This is a genomic window from Halobacillus seohaensis (assembly GCF_042663045.1).
Classification (GTDB): domain Bacteria; phylum Bacillota; class Bacilli; order Bacillales; family Halobacillaceae; genus Halobacillus_A; species Halobacillus_A seohaensis.
This window is the reverse complement of record NZ_JBHSZV010000026.1, coordinates 1-24462: the sequence shown is the minus strand read 5'-3', so window position 1 is coordinate 24462 and position 24462 is coordinate 1. Positions and strand designations below refer to the sequence as shown.

The following is a 24462-nucleotide window of genomic DNA, read 5'->3' as shown; positions in this document are numbered from 1 at the left end:
TTTACATTTAATTACCCTAACCCTAACCACCAAATACAACTTTCTTTACCAAATTATAATATTTTTCATTTTGGTACTTCCTTGAATATTGTCTTATCTTGTTATTATCATTGTCTAACTTTGTGATATTGTTTTTTACGATATAATTAATAGTTTCAATAATGTCCTCCTTACTTTTACAAATAAAACCATAGTCGAAATTACGTATAAATTTCGATAGCTCTTCTGCTTCTGATGTAATAAATAAAATTGGCTTATTACATGAAATATAATCAAATACTTTTGTTCCTAATGCTGTTGGATGGGTTGCTATTATTAGACCAATATCAGATTCCTTAGTCATTTTCATGCCGTCTTCGTAGCTTACAAATCCTGAGCAATCATATATAGATGATGGTAAATTATTAGTTTTCAAAAGTACACCAACATTACTTTCAATCTCACCTATATGGTTTATATTAATCTCTACACCACTTTCTACCAACTCACCAATAGACTCAAATAACAACGATAATAATTCTTTTGAATAATACCCCAGCTTTCCCAAAGCAGCTAAAGTAATTTTATTGTTTTCTTGTTTTTCATAATAACTTTCACTTAAATATTCATAACCATTAAAAATTGTTTTTATCTTATCACTTTCATTACGATAATATTTGCCCATTTTCCTTTTATCCCCATTTGTTACAACAACTACATAATCTGCGGATTTCACTGCTTCCTTTTCTATAAATCGGTTTGGATACATCAATAATTCATTTTTAATTTTTTTGAAAATATTCTTTTTACCTTTGTACTCATAAACCCATAAATCTCTAAAATCAATAATATAGTTTACTCCAAGTAATTTTTTTATTTTTGGCGCTACTTTAACCGTGTAGAAAGGGCCAACTGAATAAATAATAGTATCTATTGAATGCTTTTCACATATTTCTATAATTTTATTAGTATATATTTCTGAGTTTTCATTGAATTTCGTACTAGTATCAACATCAATTATTTCTATTCCTTCAGGTACTTCTGCTTTTAAGTTTTGCTCTCCCCAAGATAGAGGAGTATTCCGCAAAACTATAACTTGTTCACCGATATCTCTCAAGTATTTAGAAAGACTGTTCATTCTAATGGCTCCGACTCCTGAGAAAGGTGGAAATGCTGGAGAAACAATTAAAATCTTCATTTACTAGCTCCCTCTATAAAGTTAGTGTTCTTTAAATAATATGTTTGAAATTTAAGTAATTAAAATTTTTAATGATCAAGCGTATTTTTGTAAGCTCGAATAATTTGATTTACTGTTGTTTCAGATGAATATTGGTTTAAACATTTTTCGGAAATTGTTTTTCCTTCGTAAGTGTTAATATTGTTAACAACGTATCTCATGGCTATGGACAACTTCAACTTATTATCTATTTCAACAAGTTCACCAAATATATCACTCCACCCTTGTTCAATACCACCATTTTTAGTAGAGATTACTGGTCTCCCTACAGCTAATGCTTCTCGGTAAACAATTCCAAATGTCTCATATTTACTTGGAAGTATAAAACAGTCACTCTCTATATATTCTTTTAGCATTTCATTTCCATTTAATTGTCCTAACAAAGTAATTTGATGCTGTCGTTTATACAAGTCAATTTGTTTTTTTAAATTATTATGTTCTACACCCTTCCCAGCTATAAAGAGCATAACCTTTTCATTTCTGTCAAAAGTTTCACAAAAGGTTTTAATTAATAAATCAAAACCTTTACTAGGAACAAGATTACCAGCTGAAAAAAATCTAAAGTGATTTTTTTGGGGCTTTTCATGATACTTATATCTACTATCTATCATATTAGAAATAACTGAAATTTTTTTTTGTATATTTGTTTTTTTTACAATTTCCTGGCGCAGTGTTTCAGAAACACACGAGAAAAAATCAGCATGATTAATAGCTTCAGTTGTTATCTTTAGTATATAATCATCAACTTTAGGTTGTAAAAATAAGGAGTAATGTTCCGTTACAATATAAGGAATATTGTATTTTTTTGATAATTTTCTTGCACCGTATCCAGAAAGAAAAGAAAAATGTGCGTGTAGAATATCTGGTTCTCCGAAAATTTTAACTGCTTCCCTATAAATCCGGTTAAGTTGCATATTATATAAAAAGACATTTAGTCTTGGTAACCTTGATTGCAATAGCCCCCAATAATGTAGTGATAAAACGTTAATTTTTTCATATAACCTTTTCTCAACTTTAAAACAACTTTTATCAAACCACTTATCAAATCTATATGATGATGCATCCAAGACAATAATCTCGATATCTCTACCTTGAATTTCCTTTACTTGTTGATGTATATATGAACCAGAGTTCAAATTATACTTATTTGGATACACAGAAGGAATTACAAAGACTCTCAATTAAGAATCCTCCCTTTCTAAACTAATAATAATGCCTCTTTTTTTCAGTTGTAGAATTTGCTGAAATAAAATATCCTATTCCACCTATTAAAAAAAATAAAGCAAAATGCGACTGGAAAGATTGAAATGGGTTAAACAGACCCATAATTATCATAGTAATTATCCATGCAGGAGAAACAATTTTTTTTGTGTAGTTACGTTCAATTTTTGTACCATAATAATAAATTAAAAGGAAAGGTATTCCACCTGTTATTCCCATCATTGCTAAAGCATCAGTCCATTCACTATGGTTTCCAACGCCTAAACTTTTAGATTCTAATTCATTAAACCCTACTAAATACCCAACACCAATTATAGGATTTTCGAAAAAAACTTCCAGCGTTTCGAAGGGCTTAGTAAAACGACTTTCGAGATAATCTGCTTTCAAACCATATTCCATACTTCTTCCTATTTCATTCAATCTAATTTCTATAGCAGACGATTGAGAACTAGTTAGGTTATTAATAATTGAACCAATATTCTCATAGTTATATACGACGATTAAGCTTATAAAGACCAAACATGTAGTAATAAATATTTGTTTAAATCTAGTTTTTATGTTTTTTAATTCCGTCCATCCTAAACCTTTGTATATTATAGAAATCATTAAACCGAGAAAGAATGAAATAGCAGTAATAGTAGACTCAGTTTTAATTATATTAATTGCAAATAAGATAACAATAACTAAAATAAGGACTCTTAATCTCTTATTAATAACATGTTTATTAATATATATATCAAATAAATAAACACCAATTATAGCACTACCATACGCTAAACTATATCCACCTCCGATTAATACATTGTCATATGCGGTAGCATTAGTAGCTAATAATCTAGCAGCACCCGGATTTGCACTTAAAAAAAAGATTGATCTAATCGTAAAAAACAACCAACCACAACCAGAAGCTATTAATAAGTATTTAAAGAGTCTATCGTTTTTTATACTTTTAAAGTATTGAAACAAAAATACAGGTGAAAATAGAACAAATGCCTGCAAAAATAACTTAAATGTATAAGAAACATCAGGTGATGTTAGTGTTACACAAAATAAAAATATGACATAAATTGAAAGTACAAAAACTATTTTCATGTTAAAGATATTCGCAAAAGCCTTAGGCCTAATAATATAGCACCCTAAGCTCCATATACATAACAAAGCTAACGAAATATGATTTGACATCTTTCCAGAATATCCACTTAAAGAATAAAAAATGAACACAAGGGTTATAACATACATAAAAACTTGTTGAATTGTTATTTTATAATTATTATATACCTTCAACTTATTCACCTTGATTCCTTAGACATGCTCACTTCATTGAATATCCTTGTAAATTGTTGTTGCCACGACATATTTTTCACTGCATATTCCCTCATTTTTTCAGGAATTAGTGGATTGTTTCGCAATAATAAAGAAAAGTTTATAACCTTCTCAATGTTTATTGGTGAATCATCATTAGGAACTTTAAAGTGAAACTCATTATTATCATCAAGTGCACTATCTATACCTGTATAAATAAAAGGAATACCACGAGACATATATTCTCTTACCTTTAAAACGGAAGTAGTATTGAATCCAATACGATAAAGTCCAAGTGAGGATACCCCAATGTCACACATGTTAATCATGTTAGATAACCGTTCACCGTACATTGGCCCCTCAAAGATAACGTTATTCTTAAGATCATATTCCTTAACTAGTTCTTCTAAATGTTCCATTGAATGATCACCGTCAGGTCCAACTATATGCAAAATTAAATTCCGTCTTCCATTATTTTTGTAGTAGTCATTTAACCCTTCAATTAATCTATCAAATCCATGCCAACGGGCTACTTTAGCTAATGCTATTAGATGTATTTCATCCGTAGTGGGATTGGGTATTCTAATTGGTAAAGTATTAATATTTAACCCATTTTCAATGTTAATCGCAGTTTTTCCATAATATATATTTCCCTTTTCACCAATAAGTGTATATAAATCAATGTACTTTGCTACCTCTTTTTGTATTAACTCTGTAGTAGTAAACATTACCTTTCTCCACCATCTACGATCAGCTTTACTTTCTTTAATTGGAGGATAAGTTGGTATCTCCATGATTGTTTTAGTCCCACACTTTTTTATCTTTTTTATCGCTTTTAGAAAAGATAACATTGGGAATGAAGATCGGATATATGCATAATCAAAATTTGATTTCATATTCAATATTTTTAACGCACTTTTATAAATAGAGGTATAAGTTAAAATTCGAGACAATATAGGAATATTATTAAAATAAATATCAGATACTTTTTGCTTAAATTCTCCATTACAAATAAACACTTCTTCTTTTGTTACTCCTAAGTACCAAACATCGTACCCCATCTCTGTTACTGCCTTCATTTGTTCATCAAATTTCATATTGTCTAATTTTCTCTCTTCATATAAAAAATACCTCATTAGGAAAAAGACACTTTCTTTCATTCTAGAATCCTCCTATACCTTATCTTTTAAGAATTTAATACCATAAACCATAATAACTAATATAGTGGTTAATTGATATTTACATAACCCAAAAAAAAATTTCCATTTAAAAGGAAGATAAGTAAAGTTGAATTCATTATAAGCATTTTGATACCTAACAGTTTTTAAAATTTTTCTTAATCTTTTCGACTTCTCAATTATTGTTTTACTTTTTGCAGTAATTTCATTTAAACCTAAACCTATCATGCTCATACAAATTCTGTTGTTTAATGCATCAGTATATTCCCTGCCTAAATTATTCACTTTAATATAGTCTTCCATGATATTAAACAGGTTTTGCCATTTATCAAATAATTCGGGTTTGTGTTGGGTAGTAATTGAATTCACATTTGTTTTTCTATAATGATATAGAGGTTGATTTATATACACAAAACGTCTACAGCTTTCTAATGCATGGATTTGAAATAATCCATCCTCAAACGTCCCAATGTCATTAATATCTATAAATTTTTTATCTGATATTAAATCATAACGATAAAGAGTGTTCCAAACTGTTGCAATAGAATCAGCGTTTTCCGGGTTTGCCATCTCATTCCCGAGTAATCCGAACAATCTACGATGAATCTCCTTCATTATTTGAGAATGGTTAAGTACAAAGTAATCACTATGGAAAATGTCTTTTTTTAGGGATTTATTCTTATATTCTCTAATATAGCTTGTTTTAACTACATCAGCTCTCTCTTCCTCAGCAATATTAAATGTTATCTCACACATTTTTTCATCTATCCAATCATCACTATCAACAAACATAACATACTTGCCTTTCGCCACATCAATCCCATTATTCCTGGCTGCGGAAACTCCCGAATTTTTCTGTTCACATATTTTAATTCTATTATCTCGATTTGAATATTCAACCATTATTTCTTTACTACCATCTACGCTTCCGTCATTAATGCAAATTATCTCTATATCCTCAAATGTTTGATTTACTAGACTATCTAAACATTTGTTAAGATATAGTTCTGCATTATATATAGGAACGATTATACTAACTTTAGGATTATGAACGCTATTCATTAGTTTTCACTCCTTTCACAATAATATATATACTTCTAACTCTTATTTTCGAAAAATGCCCTTAATACTTAAAATTTAGTAAATAAAAGACGAGGTTCTAGAAAAGCTTGTACTATTTTAGGTTTATTAATATACATAATAAGGGCTAATGTTTTCTTATAAGATACAAACTAAACCATGAATGATCTTTTTGCTAATTATCCATGAAATTCCAGACAAAAACACCAAACCTGTTTATCCCAATACCTTCCGAATAACATATTCACTATTTTATATAAAATAAAATAATATAATCATGGAGTTAGTTATTAATGCTGTTGGTAATCTAAATATTGATAAATTCTTTTCATCTCAGCTAATACATTTTGGGTTGAATAATGTTTAATTTTCGTTTTGTTATATTCCCCGAAATTTTCTCTCAACTCGAGTGAACCGTAAAGGTTTTTTATTGCTTCGCAATATCTATCAATATCATAAGGTTCAACTAGGGTACCACCTTTATTATCATCAATTAGGTCTGAATTACCTCTAATATTCGAACAAACAATAGCTAAACCGGAAGCCATAGCTTCCATCAAGGCAACAGATAAGCCTTCTCTATATGAAGGAAAAACAAATACATCTGAAACCAAACAAATTTTAATTATGTCAGTACGATAACCCATTAATTTTATTTGCCTTTCCATCCCTAGTTCCTTGATTAAACCTCTTAAATACTTTTCTAACGGACCAACCCCACATATCAAATACATAATTTTAGGATTGTTCAATCTTGCTAAAGCTTTAATTACAGTCTCATGATTCTTATTCTTATTTAACTCACCTACAGACAACACTATAATAGCGTCGTCATTTACACCTAACTCACTTTTCTTTTGATTTTTATCAACGACCGTTCCAGTGATTTTGTCAGTATTTAATCCCACACCAGGAACGTATTCAATTCTTCCTGTTTTAATGAACTTATTTACCCTTGTATAATCTTCATTATTTATAGTAATAAGTACGTCTGTATATTTCGCAAACCACCATTCGACTGGAAAATATAATAACCAATTCTTAAACGGTGCTCCTTTAAAAAAATGAAATCCATGAGCAGTATAAATCACTTTTAAATCTTTCATATTCTTGCAAGCCAATCTAGTTAGCATTGCAGCTATAGGTGTATGTGTATGCACTACATCATATTTTTCATCTTTTATTATTCTTTTAAGTTTTCTATAAGCGATTGCGTTTTTCTTTTTTAGTGGTTTTCGTTGAAATTCTATATTATATACTCTGCACCCATGTTCCACTAATTCGGAATTAATAGGTTTTACTATATTACACGCAAAATCAACTGTATGACCTTGATCTAGTAACATGTTGATATGATCTGTAAAAAAACGCATAGTATTTGAGATCGTAGTTACATAAAGAATTTTCATTTTTATTCCCCGCATATTAATGTTTTCAAACAATACTCTTTCAGGCTCAAAATAATTTTAAAAGTATTAATATTTCATCTGAAAAGTATCATCATTTGTACTCTTTTTTTTAAAAATTCTATTGTCCTAAAAGTCGATCTTCTTCTAATACTATTGGCTCACAATCAACGTCTCTAATAAATACGAAAGGTACTCCAAACTCGTGTAAAGCAGGCTTTTTTATCAATCCCTGTTCCCCAAATAAAAGAAGAAGCATTTCTTCTGCAATATTAATTCCACCCTTTTGAAAAACAGAATTAAATGCAACATTCCGAACATTAATCTCTGTAATCCTTGGGTTTCCATCAATATCTTCTTTAAGGTCTACTGTAAACAAACCGTTTAATTCCACTCCCGTTTTTTCGGCTATAATATTTAATGCTTCCATAGATACATTAATTGCTTCTTTGTTATTTAATAAGCGTCCAAAAGAAGTATTACCAGTAATCCCTGAAGGAGTGACTTTTGACATAATATAATTCACTCTTTCTCCACACATGGCTCTTATAAGGGTACCTTCATCAAATAATAATTTACAAGCAAGATTTCTACCTTCTAAAAACTCACTGACAGTGAAATTTTCTACATTTTCATTTATTAACATCCATCCTTCAAGTTTTTTATGGTTGTCAATTTTTAATGAGCCCAATCCACTTGATCCAGTAGCACTCCGAATCCAATAAGGATACCCAACCGTTTCTTCAAGCTCTTTAGTATCATATTCAAACCTAGAAATTTCTACTGATTTTGGTATTAAATTAGTTTCTTTTAGGAGCTCATTCATTTTTGCCTTGTCCTTTAGAACAGGTACTATTTCATATGGCGGTAACAAAACAGGACATGGTAATTTATTATTTTTTGCATATAGCGCCCATCCTTCAACTTCAATTTCCGGTTGAACAATAGCTGCATCAATTCTTTGTTCGTGAACAATTTCATTAATGACATCCCAATAATTTTCATCATCAAACTTCGGTACTAAAAAGCTCTTATCAACATATTTATTATCGTATAATCCGCTAGCTAACGGATTACAATCTACTCCGACAATATTGTATTTATATACAGTGTTATCAGCTTTCAAGGCTCTAGCAAGACTTCTTGGCGTTGGGCCACCAATGCCAGTTAATAGTATATTAATGATTTTCTTTTCCATTGTTTACATCTCCATATCTGATTTTTTAAAAAAACCTAACTAATATTTTTACTATATAGATTTGTTATCTGTACCCGTAAATCTTTTCATTGATATATTATTAGTTTGATTAACATTTTCTCTTTTAAAAACCTTAAGGACAGTTTGAACAAGAATCTTAAGATCTAGATAAGAGTTCAAATTATCAACATACCATACATCGTGTTCAAACTTTTCCTCCCATGATATACTGTTTCTGCCACTAACCTGTGCTAAACCAGTTATACCAGGCCTTACTTCATGCCTTCTAGCCTGCTTCTGATTATATAATGATAAATAATCAATAAGTAATGGCCTTGGTCCAACCAAACTCATATCTCCTATTAAAACGTTAATAAGTTCTGGTACTTCGTCAAGGCTGGTACTTCTCAAAAATCCCCCGAACTTTGTATGTCTCATCTCGTTAGGAAGTAACTCACCATTTTCATCTCTCTTATCAGTCATAGTTCTAAACTTATACATAGTAAAAATCCTCTCGTTCACACCTGGTCTCTCTTGCTTAAAAATTATCGGACTTCCTAGCCTAGTTCTCACAAGAAAAGTAATCACTAAAAACACCGGACTAAGAACAATAATAGCAATTAAAGAAAGTATGAGATCCATCAATCTTTTTACAAATCCTATATATATACCACCTTTAGACTTATTCATTACTTCAACCACAACCCTTTAATAGTCTCTACAACTCTCTCCAAATCCCCATCTGTCATCTTCGTATCAGAAGGTAAACAAACACCATTCTCAAATAACTTCTCCGACACATCCGTTCCAACAAAATCATACTCCTCAAAGTAAGGCTGTATGTGCATCGGCTTCCAAATAGGCCTGGACTCAATATTTTCTTTCTCAAGAGCTTCAAAAATATCAATCGGTCTAACAATGCTATTTAAAGTCATTGAACACAACCAATAATTCGGCTCGTCCCAATCATTTACAGGCATAAACTCAATACCTTCAAGCCCTCCAAGCTCACTCTTATAAAATTCAAAGATATATCTTTTCTTCTCTACTCTTTGTTCTAACACCTTAAGCTGTCCTCGACCAATCCCAGCAACAACATTACTCATGCGGTAGTTAAAACCTAGTTCGCTATGCTCATAATGCCTTGCTTGATCCCTTGATTGAGTTGCCCAAAACCTCGCCTTTGCAATTCTTTCTTCATTATTGGAAACTAGCATTCCACCACCTGATGTGGTGATTATTTTGTTCCCATTAAAAGAGAAGATACCATAATCTCCAAAGCTTCCTGTGTGTTGTCCTTTATAGTAAGCGCCTAAAGATTCAGCTGCGTCTTCTATAACCGTTACATTATGTTTCTTACAAATATCCATAATCTTATCCATATCCGCAGATAGACCATAAAGGTGAACAACAATCACTGCTTTTACATCAGGATATTTTTTAAAAGCTTCTTCTAAGGCTTTAGGACACATGTTCCAAGTTTCATAATCACTATCTATAAAAACAGGATTAGCATTTTGATAGATTATCGGGTTGGCTGTAGCCGAAAAAGTTAGTGTCGGGCAGAAAACAGCATCTCCTTCTTCAACTCCCGCTGCCCTTAATGCTAAGTGGAGGGCACCAGTACCAGAAGAAAGTGCCGCAGCAGCCTTAGAACCAACTTTAGCCGCTAGTTCTTTTTCAAATTCATTCACGTTTTCACCGAGGGGAGCAATCCAATTCGTATTAAAAGCTTCCTTTACATATTCCATTTCAAAACCCTCATCACTCATGTGCGGCGATGAGAGAAATATTCGATCTCCCATATCTAAAACTTCCTTCCTCTGCAAAGTCAATTCTTTAGGTGGTTAGTACTTAATTGGATTTTTAAACTCTCATCCAACCAACTACTAACTCTCTAAATTTCATCTATAAAGCATACCCACCTCGTAATATCTATTCAATCTACCTAATAAATACGAAATAGATATTTACTTCGTTAACGCCCTTAACCGAATTTCTTCCTATTATATATACCATTCAATCAATCTATAAATCTCACTAAAAACATCTCAAACCCTTATCCCGCAAGGTTTCTATCGTTCAATCTAACTATGATAGTCAGTTCTCAACCTTTTCTATAATACCCACAACAGACGGTACAGCAATTAATAGTAAGATTCCTAAAATAGTAAGAACCGAAATCACCTCGATTAAAGTGAATGCTCTATTTTTATTAATCTTTATAATAATAAGATTGACCAGAAACTTAACATTGTTTGATTGAAGAAAGTTCAAAAACATTTCTATTACTCCCTTCAAATCAACATTTACTTTAATCTAAAGTACCGACTCATAACCAGTTCCTAACCCGCAGTACAATAAAAGTAATATTTATTTTATTTTAATTTTGGACTCAAAATCCATTTAACTCTTCACCTTTTCCGACACTAAACTTACAAGCAATTCCTCGACATCTGAACCGATCTCTTCATTCTTCAAAGCAAACTCAATCGTCGTCTTAATAAATCCAAACTTTTCACCAACATCATATCTTTCACCTTCAAAGTCATACGCATATACATTCTGCAACTCATTCAATTCCTGAATCGCATCCGTCAGCTGAATCTCTCCACCAGCACCTAGCTTCTGCTGATCTAAGAAATCAAAGATCTCAGGATTAAGAATATAACGTCCCATAATGGCTAGATTAGAAGGAGCTGTACCTTGTTCAGGTTTCTCTACAAAGGTATAGACTTGATAACGACGGTCTTGATTACTTGAAGGATCAATGATTCCATAACGATGTGTTTGGTCATCACCCACTTGTTGAACGCCAATAATCGAAGAGTCTGTTTCTTCATATTGATTGATTAGCTGTTGTAGACAAGGAGTATCAGCTTCAACAATATCGTCACCTAGTAAAACAGCAAAAGGTTCATTTCCGATAAACTTACGAGCACTCCACACGGCATGCCCTAATCCTTTTGGTTCTTTTTGACGAATATAGTGAATATCAACGTTAGATGTTTCATTTACTTTTTCTAGTAATTCAAATTTCTCTTTTTTTACTAAGTTATCTTCTAACTCGAAATTGTTATCAAAGTGGTCTTCAATGGCACGTTTGCCTTTACCCGTTACAATAATAATGTCCTCGATTCCAGATGCAATCGCTTCTTCCACGATGTACTGAATCGTTGGTTTATCAACAATTGGCAGCATTTCTTTTGGCATAGCCTTTGTTGCTGGTAGAAAACGAGTGCCTAGTCCAGCTGCTGGGATGATCGCTTTTTTAATTTTTTTCATAATATCCGCTCCTTTGCATCTATCTCATTTACATTCGATACTGCAACCTTGTTATCGATAAGCTTAAACACACTATTCTTAACATCTTCGTCTGATAGATTTTCCAACTCATAATTAATAAAGTTTAATAACTCATGAACGGGAACTTCATTGTTTTTTCCGATATAAATCTTAGGATAAACCTGCTCTGAATGAACTTCTCCTTCACCAAGAAGCTCCTCATACATCTTCTCTCCAGGTCGTATCCCAGCAAACTTCACCGGGATCTCTTCTTCCGTAAAACCTGATAAAGAGATAAGGTTTTTAGCCAAATCAACAATCTTAACCGGCTCACCCATATCAAGAACAAATATTTCTCCACCACGCGCTAAAGCCCCTGCCTGCATAACAAGCCTAGACGCTTCGGGGATGGTCATAAAGTACCTCGTCATATCTGGGTGCGTTACGGTCACTGGGCCACCGGCGGCAATTTGATTCTTAAATAGTGGAATAACACTGCCGCGGCTGCCTAAGACATTACCGAATCGTACTGCAACGAATTTTGTTTGGCTTGTTTTACTTAACGATTGTACAACCATTTCAGCCACACGCTTGGTCGCTCCCATGACGTTCGTTGGGTTCACAGCTTTGTCGGAGGATATCAATACAAAGTTTGCCACGCCAATAACATCGGCCGCTTCCGCTACGTTCTTCGTACCGATGACATTATTCTTCACTGCTTCTTTCGGATTTGCTTCCATCAAAGGCACGTGCTTATGTGCGGCCGCGTGATAGATATAGGAAGGTTGATATTCATCCACCACTTCAAAAATCCGATCACGATCTTGAACATCAGCGATGACTGTAAACAGTTCCGTTTTTATATCTAATTGCTTGAGTTCCATATGAATGGTATAAATGCTATTTTCTCCGTGTCCTAGTAAGACAAGTTTCTCGGGTCCGAATTTTAATATTTGTCGGCAAATCTCTGAACCTATCGAACCCCCCGCTCCTGTTACGAGAACGGTTTTACCATTAATTTCACTAGATATCGATCCGATGTTTAATTCCACAGGTTCACGTCCCAGCAGATCCTCAATCGATACATCACGAATTTGACTGACGGACACGTTTCCTAATGCAATATCTTCAATCATCGGTAAGGTTTGAACATTTTTTACAATTTTTTGTGCATCTTGTATGATCATCTTCACGCGACTCCGCTCAATAGACGGCATGGCAATCACAATATGATTGATACTATATTTATTTGCGATGTCTTCAATGTTTTTCGTACTTCCGAGCACAGGTAAACCACTAATTGTTAAATGGTGCATCGTGAAATCATCATCAACAAAACCGATCACATTTGAGTTCACGTCTGTTGAATCTTTGATTTGTCGGGCTAACATACGCCCTGCAGAACCTGCACCTACGATTAGAGTGGATTTCATGTTAGGATTGTTTTTAACTAACTTGGCTTTCTTGCCTTTTGGATTTAATGTAAGCCCGTACGTCTTATAATATCTCCAGGCAAAGCGTACTCCACCAAGCAGAATGATATGTAACATCCAGGTAATGGTTAACGCTCTTTCATTAATGACGCCAAAAGCTAACAATTGAACGGCTGTTACTGAAAGTATAGATAGAGAGACAATTACGATAATCCCAACTAGTTCCTCCATGCTCGCATAGCGCCACTTCCGCTTATACATACCAAACGCTCCAGAGAGCAGGTGATGGGTAATAAGCAGCGTAAGCGCCGAAACGAACATCAAGAGATCAAAAACTGTGACATATGGATTTAGAAAGAAATGAGACATGTAAATTGAAAAAGAAACAATGACAGAATCAATTAATATTAATAGTAACAACCTTTTTCTTAACACAACCGACATTCCTTTCCCGACTCCTTTTTTCTTTAAAATATCCCCATAAACTTCTTCTTCTTCCTAACCTGCTCCGGCGAATCCGAAGCCAGCACTTCCCCATTCACCACAAACTCCGCATTATCAGTAAACAAATAAACTATGGACGAACCATAGCTTTCCCTTATCTCCTCATAAGCCTCACTCATACAAAACCCGCGACTGTCGGTGTTATGAGCATCAGATGCAATCAGGTGTGTTAAGTTTGCTTCAATCAGTTGATGACTAAATTTCTTAATATTTTTGCCAAAACGTCCCGTCACACTAGCTGCTGTGACTTGGGTAAACGCTCCTTTTTTTACTAAGTTGTATAAAATATCTGGATGCTGAATGATTTCCCGATTACGTTCAGGGTGAACAATGATTGGCTGATATCCTTCAACCTGGATATCAAAAAGTAACTTGCTCGTATATCTTGGTACAGAGTCAGACGGAAATTCGACGAATACATAGCTTCCTTGATTATTCAGAGTTAAGACTTCCTTCGAACGAAGTCCTTCTATAAAATCACCATAAATTCGCGTTTCCTGACCTGGTAAGACGGTTAACGGAATCTGATTTTTTTCCAACTGAATATTGAACTCTGCCACTTGATCCATAATCTCGTCGCTTACGTTTGTATACTTTCCGTTCTGATGGTGAGGGGTCGCAATTATGGTATCCATTCCATCATCGACCGCTGCTCTTGCCATCTCGAGACTATCTTTCAACGTAGAAGCTCCATCATCTATCCCAGGAAGAATATGACTATGTATATCAATCAAACTATCTTTCTCCTTTCCTAACGTGTATCTATATTTGTGTTAGATTTATTTCCTTCATAAATTAGAACAGTAATCAGTTTATCATCTATTTCCTTTAATTTGAAGTAAAGTTTTAATACAATCGCCCTATAAATGGCTGGGAATTAAAGGGAAATGAATAATTTTCTTGATCGGTTATTTATTACCAACATTAATAGGTATTTTTACCTAATTATTTGCCGCGAAAAAACTAAGCTGAGATCCAGCTTAGTTCCCTTCTATTAAAATAGCCCAAAAACTTTTTTCTTTTTCACGCGTAGTGGCTGATCCGCTGTTATATTAGATCCTTCTATAACATACACAGCATTTTCAGAGAAATATTCCATAACAGGATTTCCATAGGCTTTTCTTATTTCATTATCGGCTTTCTTCATTTGATAACTTTGACGTTTCGTAGAATGAACATCAGAAGCTATCAAATGGGTTAAATTCGAGTCAATAAACTGATGGGATAACCTTTTGATATCATTCCCGAAATTCCCAGCTATACTTGCAGCTGTTATTTGAGAAAAGGCCCCATTCTTAATAAACGAATAAAGAATATTTGGATTCTCTTGAATTCTCACGTTTCGCTCAGGATGTACGATAATTGGCTGATACCCCTCCAGCTGCAAATTAAATAATAGAGTACTTGTATAATGAGGAACTTGATCATGTGGAAATTCAACGAATACATAACTACTTGTCTTATTAATCGTTAAAATTTCATCATTTTGTAAGCCCTCCAGCATCCCATCATAAAGGCGTGTCTCCTGTCCTGGTAACACTTCTAAAGGAATATCTCTTTCCTTCAGTCTTCTATTCAACTCACTTACTTGGATCAGAATATTATTCTTGTAGTTCTCAAATTGTCCATTGTTATGGTGAGGTGTTGCCACGATCGTGGTGATCCCTTCGTCTACAGCCAATTCAGCCATCCGAATACTATCTTCCATCGTTTGAGCCCCGTCATCAACTCCAGGAAGAATGTGACTATGAATATCAATCATATACAACTTCCCCTCCTTGGGATCCTATACCTTTTAATTTACTAGGTCGTTTATTTTTTTATCGCCTAGATTCTATTTATAGCTATCTTTTAAACAACTTGTGTTAATGAGTTCATTTCAAACCATTAGTTTGAGACAAACTCATTAACCCCCTTCCTAACCATCCCATTACTCATCTCTAAATATTCGCGGAATTCCTGTTTGGATAAACCATAATTCATCGCCTCTACCACAAGCACAACCCAGTCTTTATCCAACAACCGGCTCTCTTCTTCTGTAGCTCCCTGCATAAGGAAGTAAATAGATACTCCTAATTCCGAAGCTACTCTTTCCACAAAGTGGATGGTCGGGTTGGATTGAATTCCTCTTTCAATTGAACTAATATAAGATTTTGCAAATCCAGTTTTAAAAGCTAATTCCGCCATGGACAGCCCCCTGTTTTTGCGGGTAGCTTTAATTCGATCACCGATCACTTACTTTCACCTACCTTCTTCCAATCCACAATAATCTTAAAACACATCATGATAATATAATGGTAAGAATATGAGACTTTTTAATTACGTATACTTTATCACAGATTTTGACAAAAACCAATATATAGAATGCATGTATCTTATAGTGAACATCATAGGCTTTTTCATTCCATTTAAAGATATTTAAACGTCTAAAACAGCAAAAATACCTCTATGAACGATTGAATTATATTCCAATAACATAGGATAAAAGGTTATATTTTTCTTAAAAATTCAACTTCTAATTATTCTAATATAATGAAGAAATGGAAATTTGATTAAATGGCAGTTCTCCAATCGTAAATTATAGTCAGAGTCTTCCTTTATAATAGCATTTTGATATCGAGATATTTTGTCGGAAATTGAAAAATAACACATTTCTGTTAATTTGTTTTAATCAAATAGGATACTTCTGACCTCTCTCACACCACTGTACGCAAGAATCTGAATAGGCTATTTTAATTGATTTGATCCAGGTCCATCCCTCATTGAAATAACTCCTTTACCTGTCTCACCGCATCATGTGCTCGTTTCCCTTGTCAAAATTTATGCTTTAATATGTAACGTCGGGTCCTAAATCGATTGAAAAAGACAAAATAATCAAATGACCGAAAAAGAAAAACCAAAAAGTCCTGTAGAGATATCTCTCCACAGGACTTCCTTCTTCTCACAATTCTTTTATCACTTTACAGCATCGGGTGACTGACCCTAAAAGTTATTTTCTGATACATTTTACATATATCATATATACATCCCCGAGTATCTTCCCAGGATTTAAAATAAACCAAAGATTTTCTTCTTTTTTATATGCTCTGGCGGGTTAGTTGCCATCGTTTGATTCTCAATCACATAATGAGCATTTTCCATGAATTGATACGTGATAGCCTGCCCATATTCCTTACTTATTTCATCGAATGCTTTTCTCATATAGAAACTGCGTTTTTTTGTATTATGTGCATCGGATGCAATTAAATGCGTAAGGTTAGCTTCAATTAATTGATATGATAATTTATTTACGGTTTTCCCATGGTGTCCCGTAATACTCGCTGCCGTGATTTGAGAAAACGCGCCGTTTTTAATAAACGAATAGAGAATGTTTGGATTCTCTTGTATGATTCTATTTCGTTCAGGGTGAACAATGATCGGTTGATAGCCTTCCATTTGCAAATTATAAAATAAATTAGTTGCATAATGGGGAATTTGATCGTGAGGGAATTCAACGAACACATAAGAACTATCCCCATTGATCGTTAATATTTCATCCTTTTGTAAACCTTGAAGCATAGAGCCATATAGCCGTGTTTCTTGCCCTGGGAGAACATCTAAAGGGATATTCCTTTCTTCTAACACTCTATTTAGCTCATCAACTTGAATGAGAATATTATGCTTATAATTCTCAAATTCCCCATTGTTATGGTGTGGCGTCGCTACAATGGCCGTAATCCCTTCTTCCACAGCCGCTTCCGCCATTTTCACGCTCTCTTCCATCGACTGAGCTCCATCATCTACTCCTGGTAGGATATGACTATGAATATCAATCATACAATTTTCCCTCCCTTAGATTCCTATACCTATATACACCTATAATTGCTGCTAGCTAGGTCAATCTGTTTGTTTTTTATGCCTAGCTTATATATATTTTATAATTCACATAATGATTTACTCTAATTATAAAATATTTGCCTTTTTCAATTCGAGATATTCACGAAATTGCTGCTTGGATAACCCGTAATCCATAGATTCGAGAACAAGTTCCACCCATTCTTCATCTATTCCCCTACTTTGGACTTTTTCATTCCCATGAATGAGGTAATCCACGGAAACATTTAAACCCAAGGCTATTTTTTCCACAAATTGGATTGTTGGATTGGACTGAACGGCTCTTTCGATGGAACTAATATAAGATTTAGCAAATCCTGTTTTCTCTGCTAAATCCCCCATAGACAACTTTTGTGTTTTACGCGACTCCTTAATTCGATCACCGATCAATTTTTTCACCTTCTCTTAGTAGTCTGCAATATTCTAAGATGCATTAAGGCATTATCAAAGAACTAAATGTTATTGGTAATTATATAAGACTTTATGATTACAACAATATCACAGGACCTTCATAATACCAATATATAGAATACTTGTTTATTAAATATGAGTATACCAGATATGAAACACACTATGATGAACAATAACATTGCAGGAATAATAAAAAACCAAGTATTTTTTTCCATTTATATGAGGTAAATGGATGATCAGTTTATTATTTTTTGTTTTTTCTAATAGGGAGAATCTTTTACTTGTTGGAAAACCGTTTTTTCTTTTAATCTTATAGTATCACTTAGAGGGTTTATTTTTTGTCGGAAATTGTGAGGGGGAATCGTTTTTTTATTTTTGGTAGATATGAAAACTAGAAGCAAAATTGAGTTATCTGGAACTAGGATCTATCTCTTGTTGATCATGTGTGGAGTAGGGAGCGTCAGCTTGAAATTGCGTTCTGGACGAGAAGTGGGGTCAGGGCCTTCTTCGGTATCGGTAGTAGATCGTTACTTGAGTCTGATAGACCTGACCCCAAGTGTGTCGTTCTTTGCAGTAGAGGCTTTTGGTAGGTTTTCTGTTTTCCCTCTACGCTGTATGTGAGATTAACATAAAATACAATGATCCCTACTACCGTTATCATCACAATCATAACGGAGGCAAATATTGAGTCTGCTAGGAGAAACATTGATCATGCCATTATTCCCAAACCACTCTTAATAAATAGATGAATAAATTTTTGTATTAATATAGTTTTTCCCAAAATATAATCGACCTATGATACGCTCGGAATATAAACTTTAAATGGAGAATTATTCAACAAACAAAGCAGGAAGGTTGAAGATTGATAACCTAGTGGGAAATAAATTTGCTGAAAGTATTAAGAATTATCTTAGCCATATCTGTGGTCATATTAGGTAGCTATAGTTTAATAACTCAAAAATTCGATTTATTGCCTTATTCTTTATTTTTAGTGGGTATCCTAACGTTGGTCATAGGTTTAATTGAACTAAAAAAAGACCGAAAATCATTCTGGGGATATATAAATATTGGTGCATCTGCATTTGTTATTTTTGTAGTTATTTATACTTCACAATTCAGCTAACAGGTCCTTTCCTTGAACAAGGAATCTCACCCTCGTTCAACTATAGGGGCAGTAATATTGATTAAGACTGGGAGGTATTTATGGTGAAATATCTATTACTTCTTGTGTCGACGCTTTTCTTGATCACGGGATGCAACAACTCCGGACCTGTTCAATCCTTCGAAGGTTATTTTCATTCTGTTGAAGCATCAAACACACTACGTATTGATTGTTCTTCGGTAGCTACAAGAAATGATACTGATGGTACAGATATAGGCTATATGTGCAAGGTGGAAGTCACTGAAAATACGATAATCAAAACAGAAGATGGCAAAAAATTAAATGTTGATGATTTGGCTGAATTTGATGTTGAAAAAATAAACACCCCCAATAGTATTAAAGTCGTCCTGGCTGAAGAGAGCGACATCAACAGAAGCGCTAGTAGCAGGGAGGGGTTAGAAGCCTCCGAAATTGTTATTTCTAACTAAACTAGCTACTTTTCTTCTTAATATTATTGAATCAACGGGGACGATTGCTGAACAAGCAAAAGTCACCTCTTGTACTAAAGCAGCTGAATACTAAATGATTAAACAGTCTCCTTTTTCTGTTCTCAACGATGAGGGGATAGACAATGATGAAATTGATGTTTATTCTTGCAACTGTGACTATTCCTTGATTTGCTTATTTTGATAAAGGGCCTACTGGAATTTCACTTTCTTTATTATTCATTTTTCTTGCAGCATTTTTTAGTAAACCTAGATTTTAAGTAAGACATGTCTGATTGTTAAAATTTGAACAGTTAATACTTTCTTCTCAGATTGTGAAAGATTGCACTTAAAGTGACGAGTAGCTTTCCTTGAAGAGGGAACACACTTTTGTTCAACTATAGAAACAGGTTAGTGAAATTAACAGGGGGGTTAGATGATGGGACCATCAGAGATAATTTATTCTTTAATAAAAGCTTTATTATATTTTGCATTGGCAATTGTTTTATTTGCACATATGTTTGAATATCAACCACTTAGTCAAGAAGCAAGAGTTATTATTGCAATGATTGCTTTATTTGAAGCAATTATGATTGTTAGAAAAATAGATAACAGAAATCAAAAAAGTGAACAATGAGTTTTGAAGTAACGGGTGTAATGCTTTAATAAAGGCTTCTTCTTGGTCTTGTTCATCTAAAGCAGCAAGTTAGTGCAAGAGAAATTTTATTTTACATAGTATTATTGGCGGGGTGATCAAAAGAACGAAAATTTTTCTCACACTCTTGTTCAAACAGTATTACATGCAGTTCACGATGATGGTGCTATCGTAGTATTTACAGAAGATAATAATCACCGATGAGAACAGAGCTACATCGCAATTACAGGATAAATTCCATTAAAAAAATCACTACATCTGTTATGTAGTGATTTTTCGTCATTCATTTCTAAGTCCTTTCGAAACTGTTCTTTCGAGACGCCTTAGTTTGCGTATCTTGTACAATTCGGAGCCGGTCCTCATCTGAGTTCATATCTTATCAATTCGTTTTAAAAGAATCATTTAAAACACGAGCCACCATTACCGCAAAACTAGCTCTAGTTATATTATCATTTGGCTTGAACGTACCGTCTGGAAAACCATTTGTAATCCCATTAGCTACCAACGCTTCAATATATCCATTAGACCATGAATCTGCCCTTACATCTGAGAAATTAATCGATCCCGTTCCCCCTAAGTTGTAAGCACGAGTAAGAATAGCTGCCATTTCTTCTCGGCTGAGTGGATCAAAAGGTTTATATTCTCCTTGATATCCTGTAATAATACCAGCCTTTGCAGCAGCACCAATTTCTTCAGAGGCCCAATGATTAGTAGATACGTCGGTAAAGTTTCCATTCTCCGGTGGCAGTTCCAACTCTCTCACAATCATTACAGCAGCAGAGGCTCGGTTGATATCATCATTAACACCAAACAAACCACTTGGGTAGCCTTTTACTAACTTTTCTTGCACAAGATAACTAATTTCTTCTTCAGCCCAATGCCCATTAACATCAGGAAAAGAAGAGGTGGTTTCTGATCCCACCTGATAATCAAATGTAGCTATTTCACTCGTAACACGATCTTTGAACACCATTGCTTTTAGAGTGGTGTCTTCTTCTATTCCAATTGGTCCATCATATAATGATCCATGATTTAATCCTGGGTCTGTTCCATCTGTAGTGTACATAATTTTAGCATCATCATGGTTAGTACTTAATTGAACCTCAATTGGATCTTCGTAATGTCCTGAAGAATAATTTGCTTCAGGTTGTTTCAGCTCTTCCCAGTCAATTTTATACTCATTGGTAACTACAGCACTAGCTACACCTTCTTGTATAGCTACAGCTTGGACTGTCGTATCTTCTGTAAGCGTAATAGATTCTTCGTACGACTGCCCCACATCCACACTTGGCGTAGATCCATCTAAAGTATAATTAATAGAATCAGCATCTTCTTGACTCATTTCCAAATCAACCTGTTGATGGTAGGAACCACTAGAAGGTGTTATTTCCGGAACACCCACCTCGCCTGAAATATCTCCTGTATATTTTATATCAAAAATATATGGATTTTGATTATCAGAATAGCTTTCAGCGTTCAACAAAATCACATAATGTTTCCCCGCCGTTACGTTTTCATAGGTTTCAAAAATATATTTCAAGGTACCGTCGTCATAAACATCTAATGTAGGTTCATCTAAATAGTCTCCATTCGATTCTTGTAATATAGCAATTGGTTCATTGTAAGATGCAAAACTATTTCTTGCAGTTGTTATCTCTATATCTCCATCATAAGGCAGGTCAACTTCAAAATAGTCAAGATCTTCATAATCTTGAAAATATCCGCCCCCTAAAGAGCCAAATGGCAAGTAATCAGCAAGGCCCATAGAATCATTAGGTTCAACTTCCTCCACAATATTTGAATCTTCATCTACACTCGATTCCTCAACTGACCAATTTAAGTTGTATTTTGTTTTCGACCAATGATTATAATAGTCAAACACTTGAATGTAATATTCACCAGGACTTGCTTCAAAGGTTAATTGTTCATTCTCCCCCTGCAAACCGCTGTCAATCACTTCATATTTTAGAGGTATATCCCCATCATATTTATGAAGTACAGCAACTAAATCTTGATGATTAGGTACATGGGTTAAATTGATTGAAACGTCTGATGTTTCATTGATTTCAAATTGAAACCAATCATCATCCATGGGCATATCAATGCTTTCACTTTTATTAGATCCTGGTTCAATAAGTTCGGCATTTCCCCTAACACCTGAGACATCACCACTTAAGTTCGGAAGAGAGGTATTCAATGCTTCATAACCATCAACAGTTCCATATCCACCATAAGAATGCCACTCGGAACCATTCCATGTTTTGGCACTTTGTTGAAGCATCCATTCAACTTGAGAAGGTTGCCATTCAGGATGTTTACTTTTTATTAGTGAAGCTATTCCGCTAATCAAAGGTGCTGAATATGAAGTACCATCACCACTCCGATAACCACCTTGATAATCTGTACTTATTAAATTTGTACCAGGGGCCGTAATATCGATCCAAGACCCATAGTTTGAAAAGTCCGTAATATAATCACTTGGTCCTGTGGCCGCGACACTAATAACCGGTGTATATGAAGCAGGGTAAGACCATTTATCCGTTCCTTCATTTCCTGCCGCTGCCACTAGTGTGATACCTTGATCATATGCTTGCCACAGAGCATCCTCTATAGCTTGGCTTTTCTGATAGGTACCATAACTCATGTTGATGACATCAACCCCTTGATCAATCGCATATAAGATCCCGTCAATTATATTTTCCATGCTCCCTCTCCCATCCTGTCCCATAACTTTGACAGGAAGAACCTTCGTGTAATGATCAATCCCTGAAATACCAGAGTCGTCTGAGTTGGCAGCAATTAAACCAGCAATGTGCGTGCCATGACCATTATCATCAGACGCATCATTGTCATTATTCACAAAGTCATAACCCGGAAGGACTCTGCCCGCGAGATCTGAGTGATTGCTATTTACTCCAGAATCAAGAACAGCTACAACTGTATCTGGAGAGCCACGGGTTACGTCCCAAGCTTTTTCCATATTTAGATTGTTGAATTGCCACTGCTCGTCATACAAGTCATCTGAAGGTATATATGATGTCTCACTGAAGTAATCTGGGTCAGCAGTTTCTAGAGAAGACAGTTGACGAAACTCTCTCAATTTTTGATCAAAATCAACATCGTTCGGAACCCGTACAAGAGCGTAGTTTTGATTGGTTAACCTTTCAGATACTTCTAGCTTTTCTACTCCGTAATCACTTGAGAGGAAATCTGCACCTGATTTAACCTTGATTAGAATTTGTCGATTATGGACTTTCTCTAAGTTAATGGATGACTTGTTCTGTGCTTTATATCCTTCTTGTTTTATGTATGTTTTACGGTCAAATTCACGTTTCTGATCTAACACAGATCTTTGATTCTTATTATACTGCTGATATAACTCTTGATATTTATTATCCAAGTAAAAGGATTTATTTATTTGATTTTGATTAGAAGGATCAATATTATCTATCACCTGGTTCCATGAAACTTTATTTTCACTTTCTGATGCAAAAATTCCTTGGAGCGGAATAGTAGATGCTACCATTACTAGAATGATAGATAAGACGGTTGCTTTTCGATACATAAAATTCCTCCTATTCCTTAACAGTTTTGTTACATGATTGTAACATACATTTCATTTTCAAAAACTAGATTCCTTCATTCGTTTAAGACCGCCAATGTTAACTCGCTTTGCTGATTGATCTTTCTTCATTTCAGCTCTTTCTTCCTCAGCTGCAACGGATTCTGCTTCCTACCTTCAGCTTTACGTTATCTCCCCCCCTTAAATTTAATTAAAATAGCCCTAATCCCTTTAAAGGAATTAGAGCAAGCACACCATAATATTATTATAATTTTAGCAGAATATATAACCTTACATCCATCCAGACAAGCAGTTGTGAAAAGCTCAGAAAAGGAAATAAGAGGAATATATAATACCCTAAGAAACCTGAAACACTTCACGAATATATTATTAGAAAAAGACAGAGAGCCAACGTGGACTCTCTGTCTTTAGAAATGTTTAATTACTTCCAAACATACTTTAGAGCTTTAAAGCACCGGGGGTCACCCCCACTAGCCTTGCACGTAAGTAAAAGTATCCTATTTATAGAAAAATATTACAGTTATTTTTTG

At 34.2% G+C, this 24462-nt stretch carries 21 protein-coding genes; 3 read left to right on the top strand and 18 right to left on the bottom strand.

The annotated features are described in order from the left end of the window. Window positions 1–22: 22 nt before the first annotated feature. The 17 genes from ACFQIC_RS10800 to ACFQIC_RS10720 form a co-directional block, all read right to left on the bottom strand. Window positions 23–1177: a glycosyltransferase gene (locus ACFQIC_RS10800; protein ID WP_204711813.1), complete on the bottom strand. Its 1155-nt coding sequence runs from the start codon at window positions 1175–1177 to the stop codon at window positions 23–25. Window positions 1178–1245: 68 nt separating this feature from the next. After that, window positions 1246–2397: a glycosyltransferase gene (locus ACFQIC_RS10795; RefSeq protein ID WP_204711815.1), complete on the bottom strand. Its 1152-nt coding sequence runs from the start codon at window positions 2395–2397 to the stop codon at window positions 1246–1248. 22 nt (window positions 2398–2419) lie between these two features. Further along, entirely contained in the window at window positions 2420–3529 is a 1110-nt protein-coding gene (locus ACFQIC_RS10790) for a hypothetical protein (protein ID WP_390217090.1), read from the bottom strand. A gap of 197 nt (window positions 3530–3726) precedes the next feature. After that, entirely contained in the window at window positions 3727–4899 is a 1173-nt protein-coding gene (locus tag ACFQIC_RS10785) for a glycosyltransferase (protein WP_204711819.1), read from the bottom strand. 12 nt (window positions 4900–4911) lie between these two features. Next, window positions 4912–5979, bottom strand: a complete 1068-nt coding sequence (locus tag ACFQIC_RS10780; protein ID WP_204711821.1) for a glycosyltransferase — start codon at window positions 5977–5979, stop codon at window positions 4912–4914. A 308-nt stretch (window positions 5980–6287) separates the two neighbouring features. Next, on the bottom strand, window positions 6288–7406 hold the full coding sequence (locus ACFQIC_RS10775) for a glycosyltransferase family 4 protein (protein WP_204711823.1): 1119 nt from the start codon (window positions 7404–7406) through the stop codon (window positions 6288–6290). A gap of 118 nt (window positions 7407–7524) precedes the next feature. Continuing rightward, a complete protein-coding gene (locus ACFQIC_RS10770) occupies window positions 7525–8601 on the bottom strand; it encodes an ATP-grasp domain-containing protein (protein WP_204711826.1) in 1077 nt (358 codons plus the stop codon). A gap of 51 nt (window positions 8602–8652) precedes the next feature. Further along, window positions 8653–9291, bottom strand: coding sequence for a sugar transferase (locus tag ACFQIC_RS10765; protein WP_204711828.1), 639 nt, complete (start codon window positions 9289–9291; stop codon window positions 8653–8655). Continuing rightward, window positions 9291–10406: a DegT/DnrJ/EryC1/StrS family aminotransferase gene (locus ACFQIC_RS10760; protein ID WP_204711830.1), complete on the bottom strand. Its 1116-nt coding sequence runs from the start codon at window positions 10404–10406 to the stop codon at window positions 9291–9293. The genes ACFQIC_RS10765 and ACFQIC_RS10760 overlap by 1 nt, the downstream gene beginning before the upstream one ends. A 295-nt stretch (window positions 10407–10701) precedes the next feature. Next, window positions 10702–10884, bottom strand: a complete 183-nt coding sequence (locus tag ACFQIC_RS10755) for a prepilin-type N-terminal cleavage/methylation domain-containing protein (protein WP_390217089.1) — start codon at window positions 10882–10884, stop codon at window positions 10702–10704. A 123-nt stretch (window positions 10885–11007) separates the two neighbouring features. Then, entirely contained in the window at window positions 11008–11886 is an 879-nt protein-coding gene (gene galU / locus ACFQIC_RS10750) for a UTP--glucose-1-phosphate uridylyltransferase GalU (protein WP_204711832.1), read from the bottom strand. Then, complete coding sequence (locus tag ACFQIC_RS10745) at window positions 11883–13763, bottom strand: polysaccharide biosynthesis protein (protein WP_204711834.1); 1881 nt, start codon at window positions 13761–13763, stop codon at window positions 11883–11885. Before ACFQIC_RS10745 ends, galU begins: the two co-directional genes overlap by 4 nt. A gap of 23 nt (window positions 13764–13786) precedes the next feature. Further along, window positions 13787–14557: a tyrosine-protein phosphatase gene (locus ACFQIC_RS10740; protein WP_204711836.1), complete on the bottom strand. Its 771-nt coding sequence runs from the start codon at window positions 14555–14557 to the stop codon at window positions 13787–13789. 260 nt (window positions 14558–14817) lie between these two features. Next, a complete protein-coding gene (locus ACFQIC_RS10735; protein WP_204711838.1) occupies window positions 14818–15585 on the bottom strand; it encodes a tyrosine-protein phosphatase in 768 nt (255 codons plus the stop codon). Window positions 15586–15710: 125 nt separating this feature from the next. Then, window positions 15711–16058 (bottom strand): helix-turn-helix domain-containing protein, encoded by a 348-nt coding sequence (locus tag ACFQIC_RS10730; RefSeq protein WP_204711840.1) that lies wholly within the window; start codon window positions 16056–16058, stop codon window positions 15711–15713. 813 nt (window positions 16059–16871) lie between these two features. Next, complete coding sequence (locus ACFQIC_RS10725) at window positions 16872–17639, bottom strand: tyrosine-protein phosphatase (protein ID WP_204711842.1); 768 nt, start codon at window positions 17637–17639, stop codon at window positions 16872–16874. A 126-nt stretch (window positions 17640–17765) separates the two neighbouring features. Further along, complete coding sequence (locus ACFQIC_RS10720; protein WP_204711844.1) at window positions 17766–18086, bottom strand: helix-turn-helix domain-containing protein; 321 nt, start codon at window positions 18084–18086, stop codon at window positions 17766–17768. A gap of 943 nt (window positions 18087–19029) precedes the next feature. Between ACFQIC_RS10720 and ACFQIC_RS10715 the strand changes: the two genes are divergently transcribed. The 3 genes from ACFQIC_RS10715 to ACFQIC_RS10705 all read left to right on the top strand — a co-directional run bounded on the left by ACFQIC_RS10715 (window position 19030) and on the right by ACFQIC_RS10705 (window position 20331). Further along, the gene (locus tag ACFQIC_RS10715; RefSeq protein WP_390217091.1) at window positions 19030–19230 is read left to right on the top strand and encodes a DUF3953 domain-containing protein; all 201 of its coding nucleotides are present in this window, start codon (window positions 19030–19032) and stop codon (window positions 19228–19230) included. An 80-nt stretch (window positions 19231–19310) separates the two neighbouring features. Next, window positions 19311–19697 carry a hypothetical protein gene (locus ACFQIC_RS10710; RefSeq protein ID WP_204711848.1) on the top strand — a complete coding sequence of 129 codons (387 nt, stop codon included), beginning with the start codon at window positions 19311–19313 and terminating at the stop codon, window positions 19695–19697. 436 nt (window positions 19698–20133) lie between these two features. After that, window positions 20134–20331, top strand: a complete 198-nt coding sequence (locus tag ACFQIC_RS10705) for a hypothetical protein (RefSeq protein WP_204711850.1) — start codon at window positions 20134–20136, stop codon at window positions 20329–20331. Between the two features lie 397 nt (window positions 20332–20728). Here ACFQIC_RS10705 and ACFQIC_RS10700 read toward each other — a convergent pair whose 3' ends face one another. Continuing rightward, window positions 20729–23914: a S8 family serine peptidase gene (locus ACFQIC_RS10700; RefSeq protein WP_204711852.1), complete on the bottom strand. Its 3186-nt coding sequence runs from the start codon at window positions 23912–23914 to the stop codon at window positions 20729–20731. Between the last annotated feature and the right edge of the window lie 548 nt (window positions 23915–24462).

Excerpts from the sequence above, each read along its gene's own strand:
- ACFQIC_RS10800 (WP_204711813.1), bottom strand. The coding sequence starts at position 1,177 with ATGAAGATTTTAATTGTTTCTCCAGCATTTCCACCTTTCTCAGGAGTC.
- ACFQIC_RS10790 (WP_390217090.1), bottom strand. The coding sequence starts at position 3,529 with ATGAAAATAGTTTTTGTACTTTCAATTTATGTCATATTTTTATTTTGT.
- ACFQIC_RS10785 (WP_204711819.1), bottom strand. The coding sequence starts at position 4,899 with ATGAAAGAAAGTGTCTTTTTCCTAATGAGGTATTTTTTATATGAAGAG.
- ACFQIC_RS10780 (WP_204711821.1), bottom strand. The coding sequence starts at position 5,979 with ATGAATAGCGTTCATAATCCTAAAGTTAGTATAATCGTTCCTATATAT.
- ACFQIC_RS10775 (WP_204711823.1), bottom strand. The coding sequence starts at position 7,406 with ATGAAAATTCTTTATGTAACTACGATCTCAAATACTATGCGTTTTTTT.
- ACFQIC_RS10770 (WP_204711826.1), bottom strand. The coding sequence starts at position 8,601 with ATGGAAAAGAAAATCATTAATATACTATTAACTGGCATTGGTGGCCCA.
- ACFQIC_RS10765 (WP_204711828.1), bottom strand. The coding sequence starts at position 9,291 with ATGAATAAGTCTAAAGGTGGTATATATATAGGATTTGTAAAAAGATTG.
- ACFQIC_RS10760 (WP_204711830.1), bottom strand. The coding sequence starts at position 10,406 with ATGGGAGATCGAATATTTCTCTCATCGCCGCACATGAGTGATGAGGGT.
- ACFQIC_RS10755 (WP_390217089.1), bottom strand. The coding sequence starts at position 10,884 with ATGTTTTTGAACTTTCTTCAATCAAACAATGTTAAGTTTCTGGTCAAT.
- galU (WP_204711832.1), bottom strand. The coding sequence starts at position 11,886 with ATGAAAAAAATTAAAAAAGCGATCATCCCAGCAGCTGGACTAGGCACT.
- ACFQIC_RS10745 (WP_204711834.1), bottom strand. The coding sequence starts at position 13,763 with ATGTCGGTTGTGTTAAGAAAAAGGTTGTTACTATTAATATTAATTGAT.
- ACFQIC_RS10735 (WP_204711838.1), bottom strand. The coding sequence starts at position 15,585 with ATGATTGATATTCATAGTCACATTCTTCCTGGAGTTGATGACGGGGCT.
- ACFQIC_RS10725 (WP_204711842.1), bottom strand. The coding sequence starts at position 17,639 with ATGATTGATATTCATAGTCATATCCTACCAGGAGTAGATGATGGAGCT.
- ACFQIC_RS10710 (WP_204711848.1), top strand. The coding sequence starts at position 19,311 with ATGGTGAAATATCTATTACTTCTTGTGTCGACGCTTTTCTTGATCACG.
- ACFQIC_RS10705 (WP_204711850.1), top strand. The coding sequence starts at position 20,134 with ATGGGACCATCAGAGATAATTTATTCTTTAATAAAAGCTTTATTATAT.
- ACFQIC_RS10700 (WP_204711852.1), bottom strand. The coding sequence starts at position 23,914 with ATGTATCGAAAAGCAACCGTCTTATCTATCATTCTAGTAATGGTAGCA.